The organism is Spirosoma koreense (assembly GCF_054777875.1).
In genome coordinates this window covers 2,706,741-2,723,811 of record NZ_BAAHAC010000022.1, presented here as the reverse complement: position 1 = coordinate 2,723,811, position 17,071 = coordinate 2,706,741, and the positions used below count along the sequence as shown (strand labels likewise).

Genomic DNA, 17,071 nt, shown 5'->3' with positions numbered 1-17,071 from the left:
ATGCCCTTTCCCCTGCCCTATACCTCATACAACTCCAGCGGGAGATCGTCGGGGTCGGCGAAGAAGGTGAACCGCTTGCCGGTGGTTTCGTCGACGCGGATCGGTTCGGTTACCACACCGTGTTCGGTCAGGTGGGTTATGGCAGCCTCCAGATCGGGAACGGCAAATGCCAGATGCCGGAGACCCAGCGCTTCGGGACGCGACGGTCGTTGGGGTGGGTTCGGGAATGAGAACAACTCGATCACGTACTGACCGTTGAGGGACAGGTCTAATTTGTACGACTGCCGCTCAGCCCGGTAATATTCCCCCAGCACGGTCAGACCCAGCACGTCGGTGTAAAATCGTTTCGAAACCTCGTAATTCTGGCAGATAATGGCGATGTGATGGACGGCCGATAGGTTCAGCATAGGGTTTCAGGGGTCAAGCAGGGTATCCGTTGCCATCGTGTCCACAGCCGTTCCGTCCCGCGAAGGAAGCGCCCGTTCGGCCTCCCGGTGCCGGTTCCACGGCGCCGTCGTCCGGCGGCCCATATCGATAGCCAGCAGCGCGACGATGGTCGTAAACACAATAAAGACGACGATAAAAATACGGCGATTGCGATTCATAACTAATTACAGGGGAATGGATAATGGATAATGCATAATGTCCGTTCCGACTACTTCCCATTACTCATTATACATTCTTCATTATCCATTATTCATTCTCTTTTATTCATCCTTAAGTTGCTTGGGGCCGATTTCGAACAGCAGATTACCCGTACGGCCGGACACTTCGGGCCAGCTGACAGTATCGAACGTAACAGCCACCACGGCTCCCTTGCTCATCGATCCGATCTGTTTATGCGTCAGGAACTCGGCAAAATACGACACGTCGGGATTGTGCCCGACAATCATGGCCGATTCCGTCTCGGGTGCCAACGCATTGATGGCGGCCAGATAGGCTTTGGCACCACCTTCGAAGAGTCGGTCGTCATACTGAATCCGAGCCTCCTCGTACCCCAGTTGGTCGGCTATTCCGCGCGCGGTGTCTTTGGCGCGGGCCGCCAGGCTACTGATGATCACATCGGGCCGGATGCCCTTACTGTCCAGATAACGCCCCATGCGGGCAGCCGCCGTACGGCCGTCGGAGGTCAGTTGCCGATCGAAGTCGGTCATAAAAATAGCCCGGTCCTCGGCTTTGGCATGGCGGACGATATAAAGCGTAAGGGTCATATGCATTCGGGTTGAGCGTGACTAGTTGCCACAAAAATAGAACGACATTTGGCATTCTGGTAAGTTATTGCCGAGGATTAAAATTGGGTATGGGCGATTCGGGAGACAATCCGTACTTTTGCGGCTACAACCACAATCTGGTCGCCGTTTAGTATGAGTTATTTACCCATTCAGTCCCTGTTAAAAACCGCTCCCATCGGTACCCGCGTCACCGTGAAGGGCTGGGTCCGCACCAAGCGCGAAAGCAAAAATGCCGTTTTCATTGCCCTCAACGATGGGTCGACTATCCACAACGTGCAGGTGGTTGCCGAAGCCGGTCAACTGGCCGACGAAACCCTGAAACTGATCACCACCGGGGCCTGCCTGTCGGTGACGGGCGAGCTGGTCGAATCGCAGGGGGCGGGGCAGGCCGTTGAAGTAAAGATTGACGACGTGACGGTTTACGGAACCGCTGATCCGGATAAATACCCGCTGCAACCCAAGCGGCATTCGCTGGAGTTCCTGCGCGAGATTGCCCACCTGCGCCCGCGGACCAACACCTTCAGCGCTGTGCTCCGCATTCGTCACGCGCTGGCCTTCGCGGTGCATAAATACTTCAACGACAACGGATTTTATTACCTCAATACGCCAATCATTACCGCTTCCGATGCCGAAGGAGCGGGCGAAATGTTCCGCGTAACCACACTTGACGCGATCAAACCACCATTGACAGAAGAGGGCAAGGTCGATTACAGCCAGGATTTCTTCGGCCGCGAAACCAATCTGACCGTATCGGGCCAGCTGGAGGGCGAACTGGGAGCCATGGCCCTGGGTAAGATTTATACGTTCGGGCCGACGTTCCGGGCCGAGAACTCGAACACCACCCGCCACCTCGCCGAATTCTGGATGATCGAACCAGAAATGGCATTCTATGAGCTGGAAGACAACATGCACCTGGCCGAGGACTTTGTCAAGACCGTGATTCGGTACGCCCTGCAGCATTGTGCCGACGACCTGGCGTTTCTGGATAACCGCCTGAAAGAAGAAGAAAAGACGAAGAAGAAAGAAGAACAGAGCGAACTGAGTCTGCTCGAAAAGCTTCAGTTTGTGATCAGCAACGAGTTTGTCCGGCTGACCTACACCGAAGCCATCGAGATTCTGATCAACTCGAAACCGGCGAAGAAAGGCCAGTTCCAGTACGAAGTCAAATGGGGCGTCGATCTGCAATCGGAACACGAGCGGTATCTGGTCGAGAAGCACTTTAAGAAACCGGTGATCCTGACGAATTACCCCCGCGAGATCAAGGCGTTCTACATGAAGCAGGACGATGCACCGGCGGTAAACACGCGGGGCGAAGTTTTTGGGCCTACCGTCCGGGCCATGGACGTGCTGTTTCCGGGAATCGGCGAAATCATCGGCGGCTCACAGCGGGAAGATAATCTGGACAAGCTGGTGGCCCGGATGCACGAAGTGGGCATCGAACCCGAAGCGCTCTGGTGGTATCTGGATACCCGCCGGTTTGGCACGGCTCCGCATGCCGGTTTTGGGCTTGGCTTCGAGCGGCTGGTGTTGTTCGTAACGGGCATGGGCAACATCCGCGACGTCATTCCCTTCCCAAGAGCACCGAAAACCGCCGAATTTTAAGAATGCCGGGCCACAGGCCCGGTGTGAAACGGTTAAACGGCCGGGCTGCAGGCCCGGCACTACATGATGCTAGCCCTTCCCATCTTTCTGGCGCTTGCTTCCGGCTTTGTGGTCGTCGGCGTATACACCGAGCGAAAAGTCTCGGCGTTCATGCAGGACCGGCTTGGCCCTATGGAGACGGGCAAGTGGGGCTTGCTGCAGTTGTTTGCCGACCTACTGAAACTGCTTCAGAAAGAAGACATTGTGCCCACCGCAGCCGACCGTCGACTGTTTCTGCTGGCGCCGGCTATCATCTTTGCTTCGGTATTTGCTGGTTTCGCCGTCCTGCCACTCACTCCCGATTTACAGGGCTCCGGAGCCGCCGTCGGCGTTTTTTACCTGATGGCCATTGTTTCGTTCGATGTGGTAGGGATACTGATGGCGGGCTGGGGCTCCAACAACAAGTACTCGCTGTTCGGGGCCATGCGGTCGGTAGCGCAGATTATTTCCTACGAAATTCCCCTCGGGCTAACGATCCTGAGCGTAGTGATGATCTGCCAGACGCTGAATCTGCAAACGCTGAGTTTCCAGCAGGGCATCTACACCCACGACATCAACTACCTGTTCGGACTGAAAGCCCTGGGCGTCGACGTCACTGGCTGGGGTGGTATTTTCGCCTGGAACATCCTGCGCAATCCGTTCCTGCTGGTTGCTTATGTTATCTTTTTCATCTGTACCCTGGCCGAAAGCAACCGTGCTCCTTTCGATTTACCCGAAGGCGAGTCGGAAATCGTGGCCGGTTTTCATACCGAATATTCGGGCATGCGGTTTGCGCTGCTCTACCTGTCCGAGTATGCCATGATGCTGCTGGTATCGTTTCTGGGAGCGGTACTGTTTTTGGGCAGCTGGAACACCCCTTTTCCCAACATCGGGCCCGTCCGGCTGGCCGACTGGACCAGTGGCGAACCCGGTACGATCTGGGGGCACCTTTCTGGCGCGTTTTGGCTGCTGACCAAGACCTTCCTGGCGGTGTTGGTACAAATGTGGGTACGCTGGACATTTCCCCGCATCCGGGTGGATCAGATGATGTTTCTGTGCTGGAAAGTACTCACCCCCGTTGGGCTACTGCTACTGCTGCTGTCGGGCGTCTGGCGCCTGCTGATGATATAGCCACCGACGGACTGAGTCGAACCCAGTTCTTACGGTCATTCGCCACTACCTCATTATTCGGTCGGTCGGCTAACAGAGTCTCGTTTAATTAGTCCTGTACCATACTTGCAGCACAGGCAGCAACGTGTTTGGTAGGAAACAGACAGCCGCTATCCTGTTGGGTGGCGGCAGTTTTTTTTACCGTAGCCATAACGTACGGACTCTGAATGGGTTAGGCTCCACAGCTCGTTCGGCATGGCCGGGCATTCCAAATTTCCGTTTCGCGGCCTGTCGGATTCCTCAACAATTTGATTGAACCATCGGTTAGGGGATAGTCAAATTGTCGTACCTACAATCTACCAACGCTGCAACCTGCCTGTTATGTGGCCTGCCACTCCCGTATCGCCTGTCTCCTATTCCCGTTCCTCTCCGCTTTTCGACAACGAGTTGCCCGATCCGCAACTGCGGATTTCCGTCATCATACCGGCCCGCAACGAGGCCGATGGACTGGCATTAACGCTGGATGCACTACGGAATCAACTCCGGCTCGACGGCCGGCCCGTACCCGCCCGGGAGTTCGAAGTGCTGTTGCTGCTGAATAACTGTACGGATCATTCGCCCGAGGTCGCCCAGGCTTACCAACGCCGGCACCCCACCTTTCCGCTGCGTCTGGCAGTCATTCAGTTACGACCCGAGCAAGCCAATGTCGGCACGGCCCGGCGGCTCCTGATGGATGCAGCGCACCGACGGCTCCGGCGGGTAGGACGTTCGCAGGGGATTATTGCTTCCACCGACGGAGATACCATCGCAGACCGCTACTGGCTCGACCAGATACAGGCCGAAGTCGACAAAGGGTGTGAGGTGGTTGGCGGACGGATTCTCACCTGTCCGGATGGCAGTCCGGTTCGGATCAATCACCTGCGGGACGTTACCTACCGAATGCTGAAAGCGCGGCTGGAGGACTACCTCGATCCGCTGCCTTTCGATCCATGGCCCCGGCATTTTCAGCATTTTGGAGCCAGCCTGGCTATAACCTGTGCGGCCTACGAACGGGTCGGCGGTCTACCGTCCGTTCCGCATCTGGAAGATGAAGCGCTGTATCGGGCCTTGTTGCGGGCAGACGTCCGTATCCGGAAAAGTCCATTTGTGAAAGTAACTACCTCGACCCGGCTTCAGGGTCGGGTAGCCGTCGGCTTTTCGGAACAACTGCAGTACTGGCAACGACAGAATCAGGCCAATCAATGCCAGATATCGGAGTCGGCCGAAGCCATTGTCCGGCGCATCCAGAACCGCCGTCGGCTTCGGGATATATGGCGGAATGGTCTCGCTCAGGCCAGCCAGATCGATCTGTACGCCATTGCCACCGAGCTCTTGATCGATGTCCACTGGCTGGCAGTCCGGCTGCATCAGGTGCCCTACTTCGGGGAGTTGTGGGACGAGGTCGAAACCCAAATGGCCACGGGTGCCTGGGGCAGCCACTGGAAGCCCGTACCCATCACCCTCGCTATTCGGGAGTTGCGCCAGGTGCTTCGTTCCCTGCCCGCCTGACATTCCGGCTATGATTCCGGATTTCGCTGAAACAAATCTAACCGATATGTCGATGCGCGCTGGTGCGTCAGATGGGTCAATGGCCCACCCGTTTGGGTTAGTTCCATAAAGAAGTCATGGACCTCATCCCCGGTCAGCGGGTAATCATGCACCGGCGGTGTCCAGTGAACCAGCAGCAACTGGCCGTTCGGCCGCAGTTGCCCGACCAGCTGTTGCCGGGCACGGGTCAGATCCGGGATAGCCAGATAATAGCCTACTTCAGACAGCAGGATCAGATCGAATGTATCGGCCGGAAATTCGTTCGGTATCGCCATTTGCCGGATCGTTACGGCCGGGTACTCCGCCAGCCGTTGGCGAGCGGCCGGCAGGGGCAGTTCGCTGGCATCGACCGCTAAAAGTCGATCGCAGCGTTGCGCCAGTTGTCGGGTCAGCACACCAATCGAACAACCGATCTCGAAGGCGTTTTCATACCGCAGATTTGGCAGGGCCGCCAGGGTAGCCCCGTATTTTTCGCGTTCGTAGTCGCTGGTTGCAAACGACCAGGGATCTTCATTGACCTGATAGACCGCGTCGAAATAACTCGGGGGCAGGGTGTTCAGCGATGTGCGCATCGGTCGTGGGGTTAAGATCAGGGTTCAGTAAATAACGAACCTTCCAGAAATACTTCGTAGGGCCGGTCGAAGTGGGTCAGCAAGTCGGGCGACAAAAAAAACGCGGTCGGATCGTCGTCGATCATTCGGGTTACCTGGGACCGGTGAGCCGCGATGGCCCGATCCCGCTGCACGATCGTATCCGCAATGGACACCTTCCACACGCTTACTTCGCCGGGTTCGGGCATATCCGACGGCCGACCCAGTTCCCACAACCAGATCAGGTATTCCAGGACTCTGGAAGGGTGGCTCGCTTGGCGCAGTGCTTCCCGAACGATTTGCCACGACGCCCGATGGTCGGGGTGCGGATCGCGTCGCCAGGGAACGAAAATAGTCGTTGGCTTAACCTGATCGATCAATGCCGCCATGATCCCGGCGGCTTCCGCAAACCCGGTCGTGTGTTGGGCAGGCACTGACCGATCCCGGTATCGCAAAAACGTACAGCCCCCCGCATCGACGTCCAGAAGCGCTAAAGCCGCCAGCGCTTCCGTCTCCCGCAGCACCCGCAATCGTTCGGCCGGGTAGCTGGGCGAATTCGGGTGCGACAGGGTGCCGTCGCTAACGAATACGACATGAACATCGTAGCCCAACTGCCGTAACCGGATCACCGTACCTCCGCAGCCGAGGGATTCATCATCCGGATGGGGAGCCACCACCAGTGCCGAACCGATGGTACGTACGTCGTCGAGCCAACGGGCTTCTTCCTCAAGCGTGGTAGCCTGTGTATCACCAGAGTTCATGGGCCGAAAGGGAATTGTTCAGTACGTAGTTTCCAATATCGACCAGCGTAGCATCGGGCGCGGGCTGGCGCAGGTATAAAGTCAGGTCGCGGTGAATCCGCTCAAACGGATGAGGTCGGAGCAAACCACGGGCGCCCACGCAGCGTTCGGCCAGCGGCATAACCCGCAGGCAGATATCCTCGATAGCGGATCGGGTCATATTCGCATAAGCAACGACTTTCCGCCAGCTTTCGCCTTCGGCCAGCCACTGATCGGTGTTATCGCCAGCTGCGCGCAGCCACTGATTACCAGACTCGATCAGGAAAGCCATCTCGGCGAGTCGGGTCTGCTGGAGCGTGTCCTGCGTGCGGTGCATGTCGGCCAGAAACTGACGGGTGGCTTCGTAGATGGCTTCAGCGCCCCCAAGCTGAACCGCGGCAAAGCGGATCGCGCCCCCACTGAAGTAAGGCTGCTGGTAATAATCACCGGGTTGGCCCAGCAAGTCGGCCCCGGTGAGCTCAACTCCTGTAAAATCGAGTTTGAAGCTTGCCGATGCCCGCATGCCGAGTGGTTGCCAGAACCGTTTGTCTTCGTGCACGGGAGTATCCTGATTACTGGGAATGATGGCCATTTGCCAGCCGCCCGCCGGCTCGTCGACTTCGCCCGTAACGAGCGGTCGTTGTATCCAGCCGGCTCCCGAGCAGAATAATTTGCTTCCGCGCAACCGGTAGTGGCTCGGTTCGATACTGGACGGAACCGCGTCGATATGTAGTCCGTCTCCACCCTGGGTATTCCAGACGCTGAACAACCGTTGATGATCCGTAATGTCGGCATACCACCTTCGGCACTGTTCGGGCGTACCAAAGAGATGAATCAGGTACAGGGCATTGATATGGCCTTCATACACCCGCCCGACCGATAGGTTGGCCGAGCCGAGTCGCTTCAGCAGTTGAAGCAACCGGGCCGTCTGACCCGTAGCAAAGTCCAGCTCGCGGCCTGGTAGTGTGATGCTCAGCAGACCGGCTTCGGCCAGCCAGCGAAAGGCGTCTTCGGGAAAAGCGCCCTCCTGATCGGTAGCGGGGGCCGCCTGGGCTATTCGGGAAAGAAGCGGATCGAGTACAGTCGGACTATCGACAGGAATGGTCAGTACTGGCGTGGATGAAACGGTATTCATGTATCCTTAAATTCCTGTCTAAGAAGATTGTTTTGCAATTTTCAGACTGATTTACCTGGTTGGTTTACTCTATTTAGCGGCTTGTTGACCGCCTTCGGCCCCTCAGGTACACACCTGCCCGTTTCCTCACTCCCCTGCCCGAGCCGGTCGTGAGCTGGTTTAGAGGATGTTCTTACGTTAAGATGGGTTAGCTCGACAGCCAGCGCCCGCGTTTGGCGCTGGCTGTTTTTTTTAATTACTTGTCCGTTAGTAACCGATCGAAGAGGCTTTTCACCCGCATGCCGTATGTCTGACAATGAATTTGCCCTGGCCTGTTACAAGGTTCGTCAGCTCGATTTTGTCAACAGTGTCAATGTCTCTGCCCACGCCCCCAACGTTTATGTCGAATTGTCCCCTCGCCTGGTTCCGATCCTGCCCTCCGCTTATCACGTGCTGGTATTCGACCGGTCGGCTTTTGCCATCGAGGCTGTTCTGGCCCGCTACGAGCAAATCGTCGCCGAACTTCGGGACATGACCGACCTTGCCGATCAGATGCTCAGACTGGCGAAGATACAGGTACAGTCGTTGGAGTAAATAGCAGTCATGGATCGTCATTCATGATCAGGGGTTGTAAGAACGAACCTCTTCCCATGAATGACGATCCATGACTAATCGATGACTACTTACTTAAACGCATTGATCAGCTGGGTAGCCGCGAGTTGCTGAGCCTGCTGAGCTTCGGGAACGATGGCATACATGCCGAAAAATTCGTGGGTTACGCCGATGTATAGTTTATAGGTAACCGGCACGTTAAAAAACGCGAGCCTATCCCGCAGTTTCATGCCTTCCGTCTGCAGCGGATCGATTTCCGCCCCGATGATCGTTACCGGTGGCAGGTTAGACAGATCGGCCTTGTCGACCAGCGAAATCAGGGGGCTGTCGCCATCGGCGGGGCTGTTGAAGTAGTTATCCGTGAAGTACTTGATTAGGGGCGGATTCAGCGGTTTGGCATTAGCATACTGCAGGTACGATTGCGTCGTCATGTCGTTGTCGGCTACCGGATAAACCGATAGAATGTGCACCGGCCTGGTCAGGTTGCTGTCGCGCGCCATGGTACTCACCGTAATGGCCATATTGCCCCCGGCGCTCTCCCCCGCAACGGCTACTTTCCCATTGCCGTTTAGGGTTGCCTGGTTGTTGCGAACCCATTTGTAGGCTGCATACGCATCCATGTGTGCCGTCGGGAACTTGTTTTCAGGAGCCAATCGGTAGTCGACCGAAATCACCACAGCTTTCGTTTCTTCGGCCAGCGCCAGAATCGAGTATTCGTAAACTTCCGTATTGGCAATGACCCAGCCGCCCCCGTGGTAGTATACGATGACGGGCATGGTACCACTGACCCCATTGGGCGTATAAATTTTTACGCTGATCGGCACGCCCCCCGCGCCGGGAATCATCTGTTCGCGCTTGGTGACGTTGGCCATCGGCCGCGCCAGGTGGTTCTTATCCAGCAGTGAGTTTACGGCGTCCTTGAAAGAAGGTTGTTTGCGGGCTTCGCTGGGTGGCAACACATTAAGGGGTACAGGTGCCAGCCGACCTAATTCATTGATGACCGCCAGCATCTGCGGGGTGATGGTTGGCCCCCAGTCGGGTTTAGGACCGTTGTCCTGAATGACCTGACCCGGTTGCGGGGCCAAGTGGTCCTGGCAGGCTGTCAGCAGGGTCAGCAGGCCGAGCGACAGCCAGCAGCCCAGAAGAGCCAGCCGACCCGAGATGGGCGTTGGTGCGGTTTTGGTCGAAGAAACAGATTTGTGGAAATTGGTATTCACGTTTGTCATAACCAGTTGAGTTTGTATGTACCTGGTTATAACCACGATTTGCCGATATGGTTGATAAATAAAGGGCCCGCTACCTAACTATTCTCAAAAGGTTTGTAACAGGGTCAGCCGATCACGTTTTAGGCGATAAACTACCTCGTTACCGCCGGGATCGGACGGGTCTCGTTGAGATGGTTTCCAGAATCTGACGATGCCGGCAGAGACATTGGCCGGTGCCGCTTCACCGGGTAAAACTGCTTATGCCCGGCCAATAAATATCTGGTTGTCAAGGGCGAAGCGAAGTCTGGGCACGACAAAAAAACCGGAACGGTCAGGAAACGATTTTGGGGATGGTGCTGTCGCCACTGAATTTTTCCGTCTGAAAGGCGAACTCATGCGTCATGCGGGCCCGTTCGCGGGTTTCCCGCGCTTTCTCGAAAAACTGTTCTGCGGCTTCTTCATTCCCGCCTTCGGCAAACTGCTTTCCGGACTGTTCGAGCAGAATGACTGTTTCCTCCAGGCTGCGAACCGCTTTCCAGAACGATTCTTCCACCACCTTGGTGGTTTCGGCCAGCAACGAACTCGCCGTGAAGGCGTGCCCCGTGTGGCAGCGGTACCGGATCAGTTTGCCTTCTCGGATGCTGACCAGGCTACCATTACACTCCGGACAGGTCAGGGGTGTCAGTTCGCCCATATCGATCATCCCGAGTTCGAACGCGTTGTCCTGCGCAGCGATGTTTATTTCGGTTTCCATCAGTTCCTGTTCTTCCGGGCTAAGGTCTTCCCGGCTAAGGACGGTTTCGGTACTTAACCGGCTCAGCAAGGGTGCAATCTGATCCAGCGGCAGGGCGTAATCGACATCGACGTAATCCAGCACACTGTTGGGCATGCTGTTGTACATGGCATCGTCCGGCTCCTGTACGATGCAGGCACCGCCGAGTCGCTTGATCGACCACATGCCCGAAGTGCCGTCGTCGAGCATCCCCGTCAGCACTACCCCAATGACCCGCGTACCGTAGGTATAAGCCGCCGACCGAAACAGCGCATCGATCGAAGGGCGAAACCGGTTTTCTTTCGGTCCTTTTTTCACGATCACCTGATCGAATTCGATCAGCATGTGGTGATCGGGCGGAGCTACGTAGATGCGCCCCGGCTGGATCAGTTCACCATCTCGGGGATGTACGGCTTCCAGGGGTCCAGCTGCAGCAAGAATATCGGGCAGAAAACTCGGCGAATGGGGCGATACGTGCAGGACAACAAAGATCGACGCCCGCAGATCGGACGGTAGCGCGGCTACCAGATCCTTCAAGGCGTATACGCCACCGGCCGACGCGCCAATGACAATAATATCACGTTTTGCCATATTGGTGGGAAAGTTTACTTTTATAAAATGTTTATGCTACTGACCGCTGTTGACCCACCGTTTTTGTTTCTGTTTTATTCATAAAAGGCAAGGTAGCTGACCTGTTTTCGATGCAGAAATCGTTGACTTTCTCCTACGCTTTCCCCGTCTTTTTAGTAGACACCGTCATAGCCATCAGGATCAGTATACCGGCAAGTCGATTACGCTCACTCAGTAAACCGCCCTTCTGCAACTTAGTTTGGCAGTCTCCTTTAAATCATGGCAAAAAAGAAATCTACTCCAGTATCCACCCAACCTAACCGATCTTCCCGCGTTCCTATCGTTGCCATTGGAGCCTCGGCCGGGGGGCAGGAAGCTGTGGTTGAGCTCCTAAAGAATCTGTCGCCCGATACAGGACTGGCTTATGTCTACATTCAGCACCTCGACCCTACTCAGACCAGTAGGCTTTCAGACATCCTGGGCCGGGCCACTCCCATGCCGGTTCAGGAGGCTACGAACCTGATGCCGATTCAGCCCAACCAGGTCTATATCATCCCCCCCGATCGGGATCTGGAAGTGCTCGACGGCGTACTGACCTTGCAGCCCCGGCTACCCCGCCCGGTGCTGCACATGCCCATCGATCAGTTTTTTCTGTCGCTGGCCGAACGGCAGAAGGAAGGATCCATTGCGGTGGTCCTGTCGGGGACGGCGTCTGACGGAACGCTGGGGTTGCGGGCCATCAAGGCCGCCGGAGGAATAACCTTTGCCCAGGATGAAACAGCCCGGTTCCAGAGCATGCCCCGCTCGGCCATCCTGGAAGGCGTCGTCGACCGCGTTTTGCCGCCGGCCGAAATTGCCAATGAACTGAAGCGGTTGAGCCAGCAGATAGCGCTCTTCCAGCAAACGACGACGACCGAAGCGCAGGAAGGTGAAAACCTGGAGACGCAGTTGGAAGACCCCTCGGCGGCTTCCAGCGAAGACCTGCGGAGCATCATCCAGTTGCTGCGCCGGGCTACCGGCGTCGATTTCAGCCACTATAAAATAACCACTATTCGCCGGCGCATCATCCGGCGGACCTTGCTCTTTAAGCTCAATTCGCTCCGCGAATATGCCGACTACCTGCGCCAGCACCCCGACGAAGCCACGCAGCTCTACGATGATCTGCTGATCAACGTAACCAGCTTTTTCCGCGATGCCGACACGATGGATTACGTCCAGAAAGTGCTGTTGCCACAGCTGGTACGGGAAAAAAACCCGCAGGAGCCGATCCGGATCTGGGTGCCGGCCTGTTCGACCGGGCAGGAGGCTTACTCCATCGCCATCATGCTGCTGGAAGTGCTGGGCGAGCGCGCCCTCAGCCGCAACATTCAGTTGTTTGCCACCGACCTCAGCGAGTCGGCGGTGGCAAAAGCCCGGCTGGGTAGCTATACGCGCGGGGAAGTGATGGACATATCGGCCCGGCGGCTGCAGCGCTTTTTTACCAAAGTAGACGATCATTATCGCATCAACAAGTCGGTACGTGACCTGTGCGTGTTCGCTCCGCACAACCTGCTGAAAGATCCGCCCTTCTCGCGGCTCGATCTGATCAGTTGCCGCAACCTGCTCATTTACCTCGACACGAGCCTTCAGCGCAAAGCCATCGTTACCTTTCATTATGCCCTCAACCCAAACGGTTATCTAATTCTGGGTAAGTCCGAAACGGTAGGCACGTCGGCACAGATGTTCTCGCAGATCGAGAAAAACTACAAGATTTTCTCGCGCAAGAACGACATCGACAGCCGGGTGACGTTTACCATGACGCCCCGCCAGCTCGAAGGCGACCGTGGGATAAACCGCCCCCCGACGATTGCCCTGTCTCCGCCCCTGCTGCCCGAAACGACCGGCCGTAGCCAGTCGCCCAGGCAGGATCGGTGGTCGTCAGGGGCCGACCTGGACAGCCTGGTAGACAATCTGCTGCTGAACCAGTACGTACCGGCCAGCGTGGTGGTCAATCAGGACATGGAGATTTTGCAGTTTCGGGGCTCGACGGGCCTCTACCTCGAACCCGCACCGGGCAAAGCCAGTCTGAATCTGATCAAGATGGCCCGCCCAAGCCTGGTCTTCGAGCTACGCAATGCGGTGCATAAAGCCCATAAGTCGGGCGAAGCGGTGCGCAAAAGCGGACTAGAATTCAAGGTACGCAACAAAACGCACTACGTGACCATCGAAGCGGTTCCGCTCGAAACGGCCACCGAAGAACGGCTCTTCCTGATTATTTTCGAAGAGATGGAGCCCCCGGCCGCCCCCGCCCTGCAATCGAGTAGCGCCCGCAACCGCCGGATCAAGGAACTGGAAACGGAACTGGCCAATCTGCGTGAGGACATGCGTTCGATCATCGAAGAACAGGAAGCCAGCAACGAGGAGCTCCAGTCGGCCAACGAAGAAATCATCAGCAGCAACGAAGAGCTACAAAGTATCAACGAAGAACTCGAAACCAGCAAGGAAGAAATCGAGTCGACCAACGAAGAGCTGCTGACCATCAACCAGGAATTGCAGGTCCGAAACGATCAGTTGTCGGAAGCGCACCAGTTTTCGGAAGACATCTTCGGTACCATCCGCGAAGCCACCCTGGTGCTCGATACCGACCTGCGGGTCAAGAGTGCCAACCCGGCCTTCTACCGGTTGTTTCATCTGAACGAGGGGGCCACCGAACGGCGGCTGATCTACGAACTCGACAACCGCCAGTGGGACATTCCCGAACTGCGGCTGATGCTCACCGACATCATCACGGCGGAGGTTCAGTTTCAGGGCTTCGAAATGACGTACCACTCCTCGACGGTAGGCGAACGGCGGCTGTCGCTCAATGCCCGGCGGGTGATCCGCCAGCAGGACTCTATTCTGCTGGCTATCGAAGACATTACCGAACACCGACGGGCGCAGCAGCTGCTGGCCGAGCGCGAAGCCTGGTTTCATCAGATTGCCGACAATGCGCCTACGCTGATCTGGGTAACCGACGCCAATGGCCAGTTTTCGTTTCTGAACAAAGCATGGCTGGAATTTACGGGGCGCGGGCTCGACGATGTGAAGAAAAACGGCTGGCTCGACGTCATGTTTCCCGCCGACCGGGTCAACTATCAGCGTCAGTACGACACCAACGTACTGGCCCGCCAAGCGTTTAGCTCCGAATACCGCATTCGCCGGCACGATGGCGAGTACCGCTGGATGCTGGAAAATGCCCAGCCTATTTTCGACGCCAACGGCACGTTTACGGGTTTCATCGGCAGTTCGGCCGATATGCATCTGCAAAAAGAGCTGCAGCATGAGCTGGATATGCGGGTGCAGGAACGGACCGGGGAGCTGACCCAGAACAAGGACCTGCTCCAGGCGGTGTTCAACACGTCGCCGAACGCCATCTGTGTGTTCGACACGGTTTATACCGAAACCGGCGAGATTGCCGATTTCGTATTCGTAATGCTCAATGCGTTTACCAGTAAAATCATCGGTGGCATCGACGTGATCGGCAAGCGGTTTGGCGAAGCCTTTCCAACTTCGATCGCCAAGGGGGTGCTGGATCATTTCAGAGCGGTCATGCAGACTGGACAAACCGCCGATTTTGAAGAGTGGTATGAAGCAGAGAGCCTGCAGCGCTGGTTCCATTTCAATGCCAGCAAGCTCGACAACCTGCTCGTCGTGACTACCGAAGACATTACCCAGCGCAAACAGTCCGAGCAGGCTACCGGTAAATCCCTGGCCTTGCTGCAGCAGACCGAACAGCTGGTGAAAGCCGGAAGCTGGGAGTATGATCGCCAGTCGGGGCAGTTTACCTGGTCTGAGGGAATGTATCGCTTATTCGGGCTGGAACCAGGGACGCCGGTCACCCCTGAAACTTATTTGGATGTAGCCATGGAAACCGATCTGCTTATTGCCCGGCGGATTGTAGACAGGCTGAAACGTGGTGACCAGCCCTTCGAAGAAACCCTGCGCATTCAGGCTGATGATCAGGTAAAAGTCCTGAAGGTCACTGGTGCGGTGATCGACGGCAATACCGGGCAGGCGCAGCGCGTGCTGGGTGTCGACTGGGACATTACCGATCTGCAGCTGACGGCCGAGAATTTACAGGCGGTACTGAACAGTTCGCCGACAGCCCTGGGTTTTCTGAAACCCATCGAAGAAATTCCGGATCGGTCGGGTAACGGGCTCGATTTCAGGCTGGTCGTCTGCAATCAGGAATTTGCCGATGTGGTCAGGCAACCGATAGACAAGCTGGTGGGTCAGGCCATCTCAGACTGGACCGGTATTCTGTGGCATGAACAAACCATCGATATCATCCGCCGGGTTCTGGAAACCGGAGAGCCGTTTGTCGACGAGCGCTTCAACACCGCCCGGGAGCAGTGGATGCTGATTACGCTGAATAAATTCGATAACGGGGTGGTGCTGGCGGGCCAGGACATTACCCTCCTCAAGCGCGCTGAACAGCAGCAGCAGTTTCTGCTCAATGAGTTGGAAAAATCCTCCGAAAATTGGGATCTGCTGGCCGACCTCCGCCAGCAGATCCGCGAACGGGGTGAACTCCTGCGCAGCACCTCGCACGACCTGCGGGGTAACTTTGGCATTATTCAGGGAGCGGCTTCCCTGCTTAATGTCGCTAATTCCGACGAAGAACGGGCCCAGATGCTGGCCATGCTCCAGCGAAACCTGGGCCAGGCTACGCAGATGCTCACCGAACTGCTGGACGTGGCCCGGCTCGAAGCGGGTCAGGAACAGCGACAACTGGCTCCTTTCGACGCGGCCGGACTGCTGGCGGATCTGGTTGAAAGCGCCCGGCCGCTGGCCGATGAGCGTGGGCTGTGGCTGCGCACCGAGGGGCCTGACCACCTGCCGGTCGAGGGAGACGCGCTGAAAGTCCGTCGGATTGCGCAGAACCTGCTTCTGAACGCCCTCAAATATACCTATGCGGGCGGAGTGACGGTGGCCTGGGGCGATGCACCTGCTGCCGGTGGCTGGCAATTGACCATCACCGATACCGGACCGGGGTTAGCCAAAGCCGACCAAGCTAAATCGGGCGAAGGCATTGGCCTGCTCATCGTCCGGCAGTTGTGCGAGTTGCTCGATTGCCAGTTGGAGGTGAACAGCCAACCGGGCCAGGGCACGCAGTTTCTGATCACGTTCCCGAGAAGTTATCAATAATTATACACAGAGCGGTCCGCCGTTGCGGCATAGAGAGCACAGAGTTATAGCTATTTTTTTCTCTGTGCTCTCTATGCCGCAACGGCGGACCGCTCTGTGTATAAATAAGCCTATACAGCCATGGGTAAGGTAGCGGCTTCCCACCAGTAATACCGGAAGGCTGCAAAACAATCCAGCCATTTTTCGTAGCCGCTGGGTTTGACGATGTAGGAATTGCCCCGCAGCATGTACGACTCGGAGATGTCGTCTTTATCGGCCGAACTGCTCAGCACGACCACGGGGATTTCGCGGTAGAGGTGATGCGTTTTTACGATCTGCAGAAACCTCCATCCCGTTTCCCGATCGGGCAAATACAAGTCAAGCAGGATTAGCTTGGGTAGCTGCTCCTGCTGCTCCGCACAGCGTTCGAGGTATATCAGCGCCTGAGTAGTGTCGGGATACCAGATGGGTTCTACCTCCGGAAATCGCTGCTGCAACGCCCAACGAATGATGAACCACTGATCCGCATTATCTTCTACGACCAGCAAACGGGCTTTCTGGGTTTTGGGTTGGAGACGTGGCATGAATAGGCTCGTGAAAACGGTACGATTTGAATGAAAGTAGTTATGTTGTTAATTGTTTCTTTGCGAAATTAAACAGTTTTTCTTAACTGGAAAATAACTGACATAACTTATAAACGAGATGTTAGCTTTACAACCATTCCTGCAACACAAC

At 56.4% G+C, this 17,071-nt stretch carries 14 protein-coding genes; 5 read left to right on the top strand and 9 right to left on the bottom strand.

Annotation, left to right across the window (positions count from 1 at the left end; genetic code table 11):
- Positions 1–17: 17 nt before the first annotated feature.
- The 3 genes from gloA2 to ACYVC2_RS24800 all read right to left on the bottom strand — a co-directional run bounded on the left by gloA2 (position 18) and on the right by ACYVC2_RS24800 (position 1,211).
- Positions 18–407 carry an SMU1112c/YaeR family gloxylase I-like metalloprotein gene (gene gloA2, locus ACYVC2_RS24810; protein ID WP_461106850.1) on the bottom strand — a complete coding sequence of 130 codons (390 nt, stop codon included), beginning with the start codon at positions 405–407 and terminating at the stop codon, positions 18–20.
- A 6-nt stretch (positions 408–413) separates the two neighbouring features.
- Positions 414–605 carry a hypothetical protein gene (locus ACYVC2_RS24805; RefSeq protein ID WP_461106848.1) on the bottom strand — a complete coding sequence of 64 codons (192 nt, stop codon included), beginning with the start codon at positions 603–605 and terminating at the stop codon, positions 414–416.
- Between the two features lie 102 nt (positions 606–707).
- Complete coding sequence (locus ACYVC2_RS24800) at positions 708–1,211, bottom strand: SixA phosphatase family protein (RefSeq protein WP_461106846.1); 504 nt, start codon at positions 1,209–1,211, stop codon at positions 708–710.
- Between the two features lie 153 nt (positions 1,212–1,364).
- Here ACYVC2_RS24800 and asnS point away from each other — a divergent pair, with 153 nt between their 5' ends.
- The 3 genes from asnS (at position 1,365) to ACYVC2_RS24785 (ending at position 5,510) form a co-directional block, all read left to right on the top strand.
- A complete protein-coding gene (asnS, locus tag ACYVC2_RS24795) occupies positions 1,365–2,834 on the top strand; it encodes an asparagine--tRNA ligase (protein ID WP_461106844.1) in 1,470 nt (489 codons plus the stop codon).
- A 66-nt stretch (positions 2,835–2,900) separates the two neighbouring features.
- Positions 2,901–3,983 carry a complex I subunit 1/NuoH family protein gene (locus tag ACYVC2_RS24790; protein ID WP_461107235.1) on the top strand — a complete coding sequence of 361 codons (1,083 nt, stop codon included), beginning with the start codon at positions 2,901–2,903 and terminating at the stop codon, positions 3,981–3,983.
- Positions 3,984–4,343: 360 nt separating this feature from the next.
- A complete protein-coding gene (locus ACYVC2_RS24785; protein ID WP_461106842.1) occupies positions 4,344–5,510 on the top strand; it encodes a glycosyltransferase family 2 protein in 1,167 nt (388 codons plus the stop codon).
- A gap of 8 nt (positions 5,511–5,518) precedes the next feature.
- Here ACYVC2_RS24785 and ACYVC2_RS24780 read toward each other — a convergent pair whose 3' ends face one another.
- Genes ACYVC2_RS24780 through ACYVC2_RS24770 form a run of 3 tightly spaced genes read right to left on the bottom strand, consistent with a single transcriptional unit; the run spans position 5,519 to position 8,053 of the window.
- Positions 5,519–6,121, bottom strand: coding sequence for a class I SAM-dependent DNA methyltransferase (locus tag ACYVC2_RS24780; RefSeq protein WP_461106840.1), 603 nt, complete (start codon positions 6,119–6,121; stop codon positions 5,519–5,521).
- Positions 6,122–6,138: 17 nt separating this feature from the next.
- Complete coding sequence (locus ACYVC2_RS24775) at positions 6,139–6,900, bottom strand: PIG-L deacetylase family protein (RefSeq protein ID WP_461106838.1); 762 nt, start codon at positions 6,898–6,900, stop codon at positions 6,139–6,141.
- Positions 6,887–8,053, bottom strand: a complete 1,167-nt coding sequence (locus tag ACYVC2_RS24770) for an acyl-CoA dehydrogenase family protein (protein ID WP_461106837.1) — start codon at positions 8,051–8,053, stop codon at positions 6,887–6,889. Before ACYVC2_RS24770 ends, ACYVC2_RS24775 begins: the two co-directional genes overlap by 14 nt.
- A 285-nt stretch (positions 8,054–8,338) precedes the next feature.
- Here ACYVC2_RS24770 and ACYVC2_RS24765 point away from each other — a divergent pair, with 285 nt between their 5' ends.
- Complete coding sequence (locus ACYVC2_RS24765) at positions 8,339–8,626, top strand: hypothetical protein (protein WP_461106835.1); 288 nt, start codon at positions 8,339–8,341, stop codon at positions 8,624–8,626.
- A gap of 89 nt (positions 8,627–8,715) precedes the next feature.
- On the opposite strand, the gene ACYVC2_RS24760 is transcribed toward ACYVC2_RS24765, so the two are convergent.
- Positions 8,716–9,870 carry an alpha/beta hydrolase gene (locus ACYVC2_RS24760; protein WP_461106833.1) on the bottom strand — a complete coding sequence of 385 codons (1,155 nt, stop codon included), beginning with the start codon at positions 9,868–9,870 and terminating at the stop codon, positions 8,716–8,718.
- Positions 9,871–10,180: 310 nt separating this feature from the next.
- Positions 10,181–11,212 (bottom strand): chemotaxis protein CheB, encoded by a 1,032-nt coding sequence (locus ACYVC2_RS24755; protein WP_461106831.1) that lies wholly within the window; start codon positions 11,210–11,212, stop codon positions 10,181–10,183.
- Between the two features lie 258 nt (positions 11,213–11,470).
- On the opposite strand from ACYVC2_RS24755, the gene ACYVC2_RS24750 reads away from it, so the two are divergent.
- A complete protein-coding gene (locus ACYVC2_RS24750; RefSeq protein WP_461106829.1) occupies positions 11,471–16,357 on the top strand; it encodes a CheR family methyltransferase in 4,887 nt (1,628 codons plus the stop codon).
- Positions 16,358–16,467: 110 nt separating this feature from the next.
- Here the strand turns inward: ACYVC2_RS24750 and ACYVC2_RS24745 are convergent, their stop codons facing one another.
- On the bottom strand, positions 16,468–16,920 hold the full coding sequence (locus ACYVC2_RS24745; protein WP_461106827.1) for a response regulator: 453 nt from the start codon (positions 16,918–16,920) through the stop codon (positions 16,468–16,470).
- Positions 16,921–17,071: the final 151 nt, after the last annotated feature.

What these genes read in the sequence shown, in the direction of transcription:
- gloA2 (WP_461106850.1), bottom strand. Translation starts at nt 407, where the DNA reads ATGCTGAACCTATCGGCCGTCCATCACATCGCCATTATCTGCCAGAAT.
- ACYVC2_RS24755 (WP_461106831.1), bottom strand. Translation starts at nt 11,212, where the DNA reads ATGGCAAAACGTGATATTATTGTCATTGGCGCGTCGGCCGGTGGCGTA.
- ACYVC2_RS24785 (WP_461106842.1), top strand. Translation starts at nt 4,344, where the DNA reads ATGTGGCCTGCCACTCCCGTATCGCCTGTCTCCTATTCCCGTTCCTCT.
- asnS (WP_461106844.1), top strand. Translation starts at nt 1,365, where the DNA reads ATGAGTTATTTACCCATTCAGTCCCTGTTAAAAACCGCTCCCATCGGT.
- ACYVC2_RS24805 (WP_461106848.1), bottom strand. Translation starts at nt 605, where the DNA reads ATGAATCGCAATCGCCGTATTTTTATCGTCGTCTTTATTGTGTTTACG.
- ACYVC2_RS24770 (WP_461106837.1), bottom strand. Translation starts at nt 8,053, where the DNA reads ATGAATACCGTTTCATCCACGCCAGTACTGACCATTCCTGTCGATAGT.
- ACYVC2_RS24790 (WP_461107235.1), top strand. Translation starts at nt 2,901, where the DNA reads ATGCTAGCCCTTCCCATCTTTCTGGCGCTTGCTTCCGGCTTTGTGGTC.
- ACYVC2_RS24775 (WP_461106838.1), bottom strand. Translation starts at nt 6,900, where the DNA reads ATGAACTCTGGTGATACACAGGCTACCACGCTTGAGGAAGAAGCCCGT.
- ACYVC2_RS24800 (WP_461106846.1), bottom strand. Translation starts at nt 1,211, where the DNA reads ATGACCCTTACGCTTTATATCGTCCGCCATGCCAAAGCCGAGGACCGG.
- ACYVC2_RS24780 (WP_461106840.1), bottom strand. Translation starts at nt 6,121, where the DNA reads ATGCGCACATCGCTGAACACCCTGCCCCCGAGTTATTTCGACGCGGTC.
- ACYVC2_RS24750 (WP_461106829.1), top strand. Translation starts at nt 11,471, where the DNA reads ATGGCAAAAAAGAAATCTACTCCAGTATCCACCCAACCTAACCGATCT.
- ACYVC2_RS24760 (WP_461106833.1), bottom strand. Translation starts at nt 9,870, where the DNA reads ATGACAAACGTGAATACCAATTTCCACAAATCTGTTTCTTCGACCAAA.
- ACYVC2_RS24765 (WP_461106835.1), top strand. Translation starts at nt 8,339, where the DNA reads ATGTCTGACAATGAATTTGCCCTGGCCTGTTACAAGGTTCGTCAGCTC.
- ACYVC2_RS24745 (WP_461106827.1), bottom strand. Translation starts at nt 16,920, where the DNA reads ATGCCACGTCTCCAACCCAAAACCCAGAAAGCCCGTTTGCTGGTCGTA.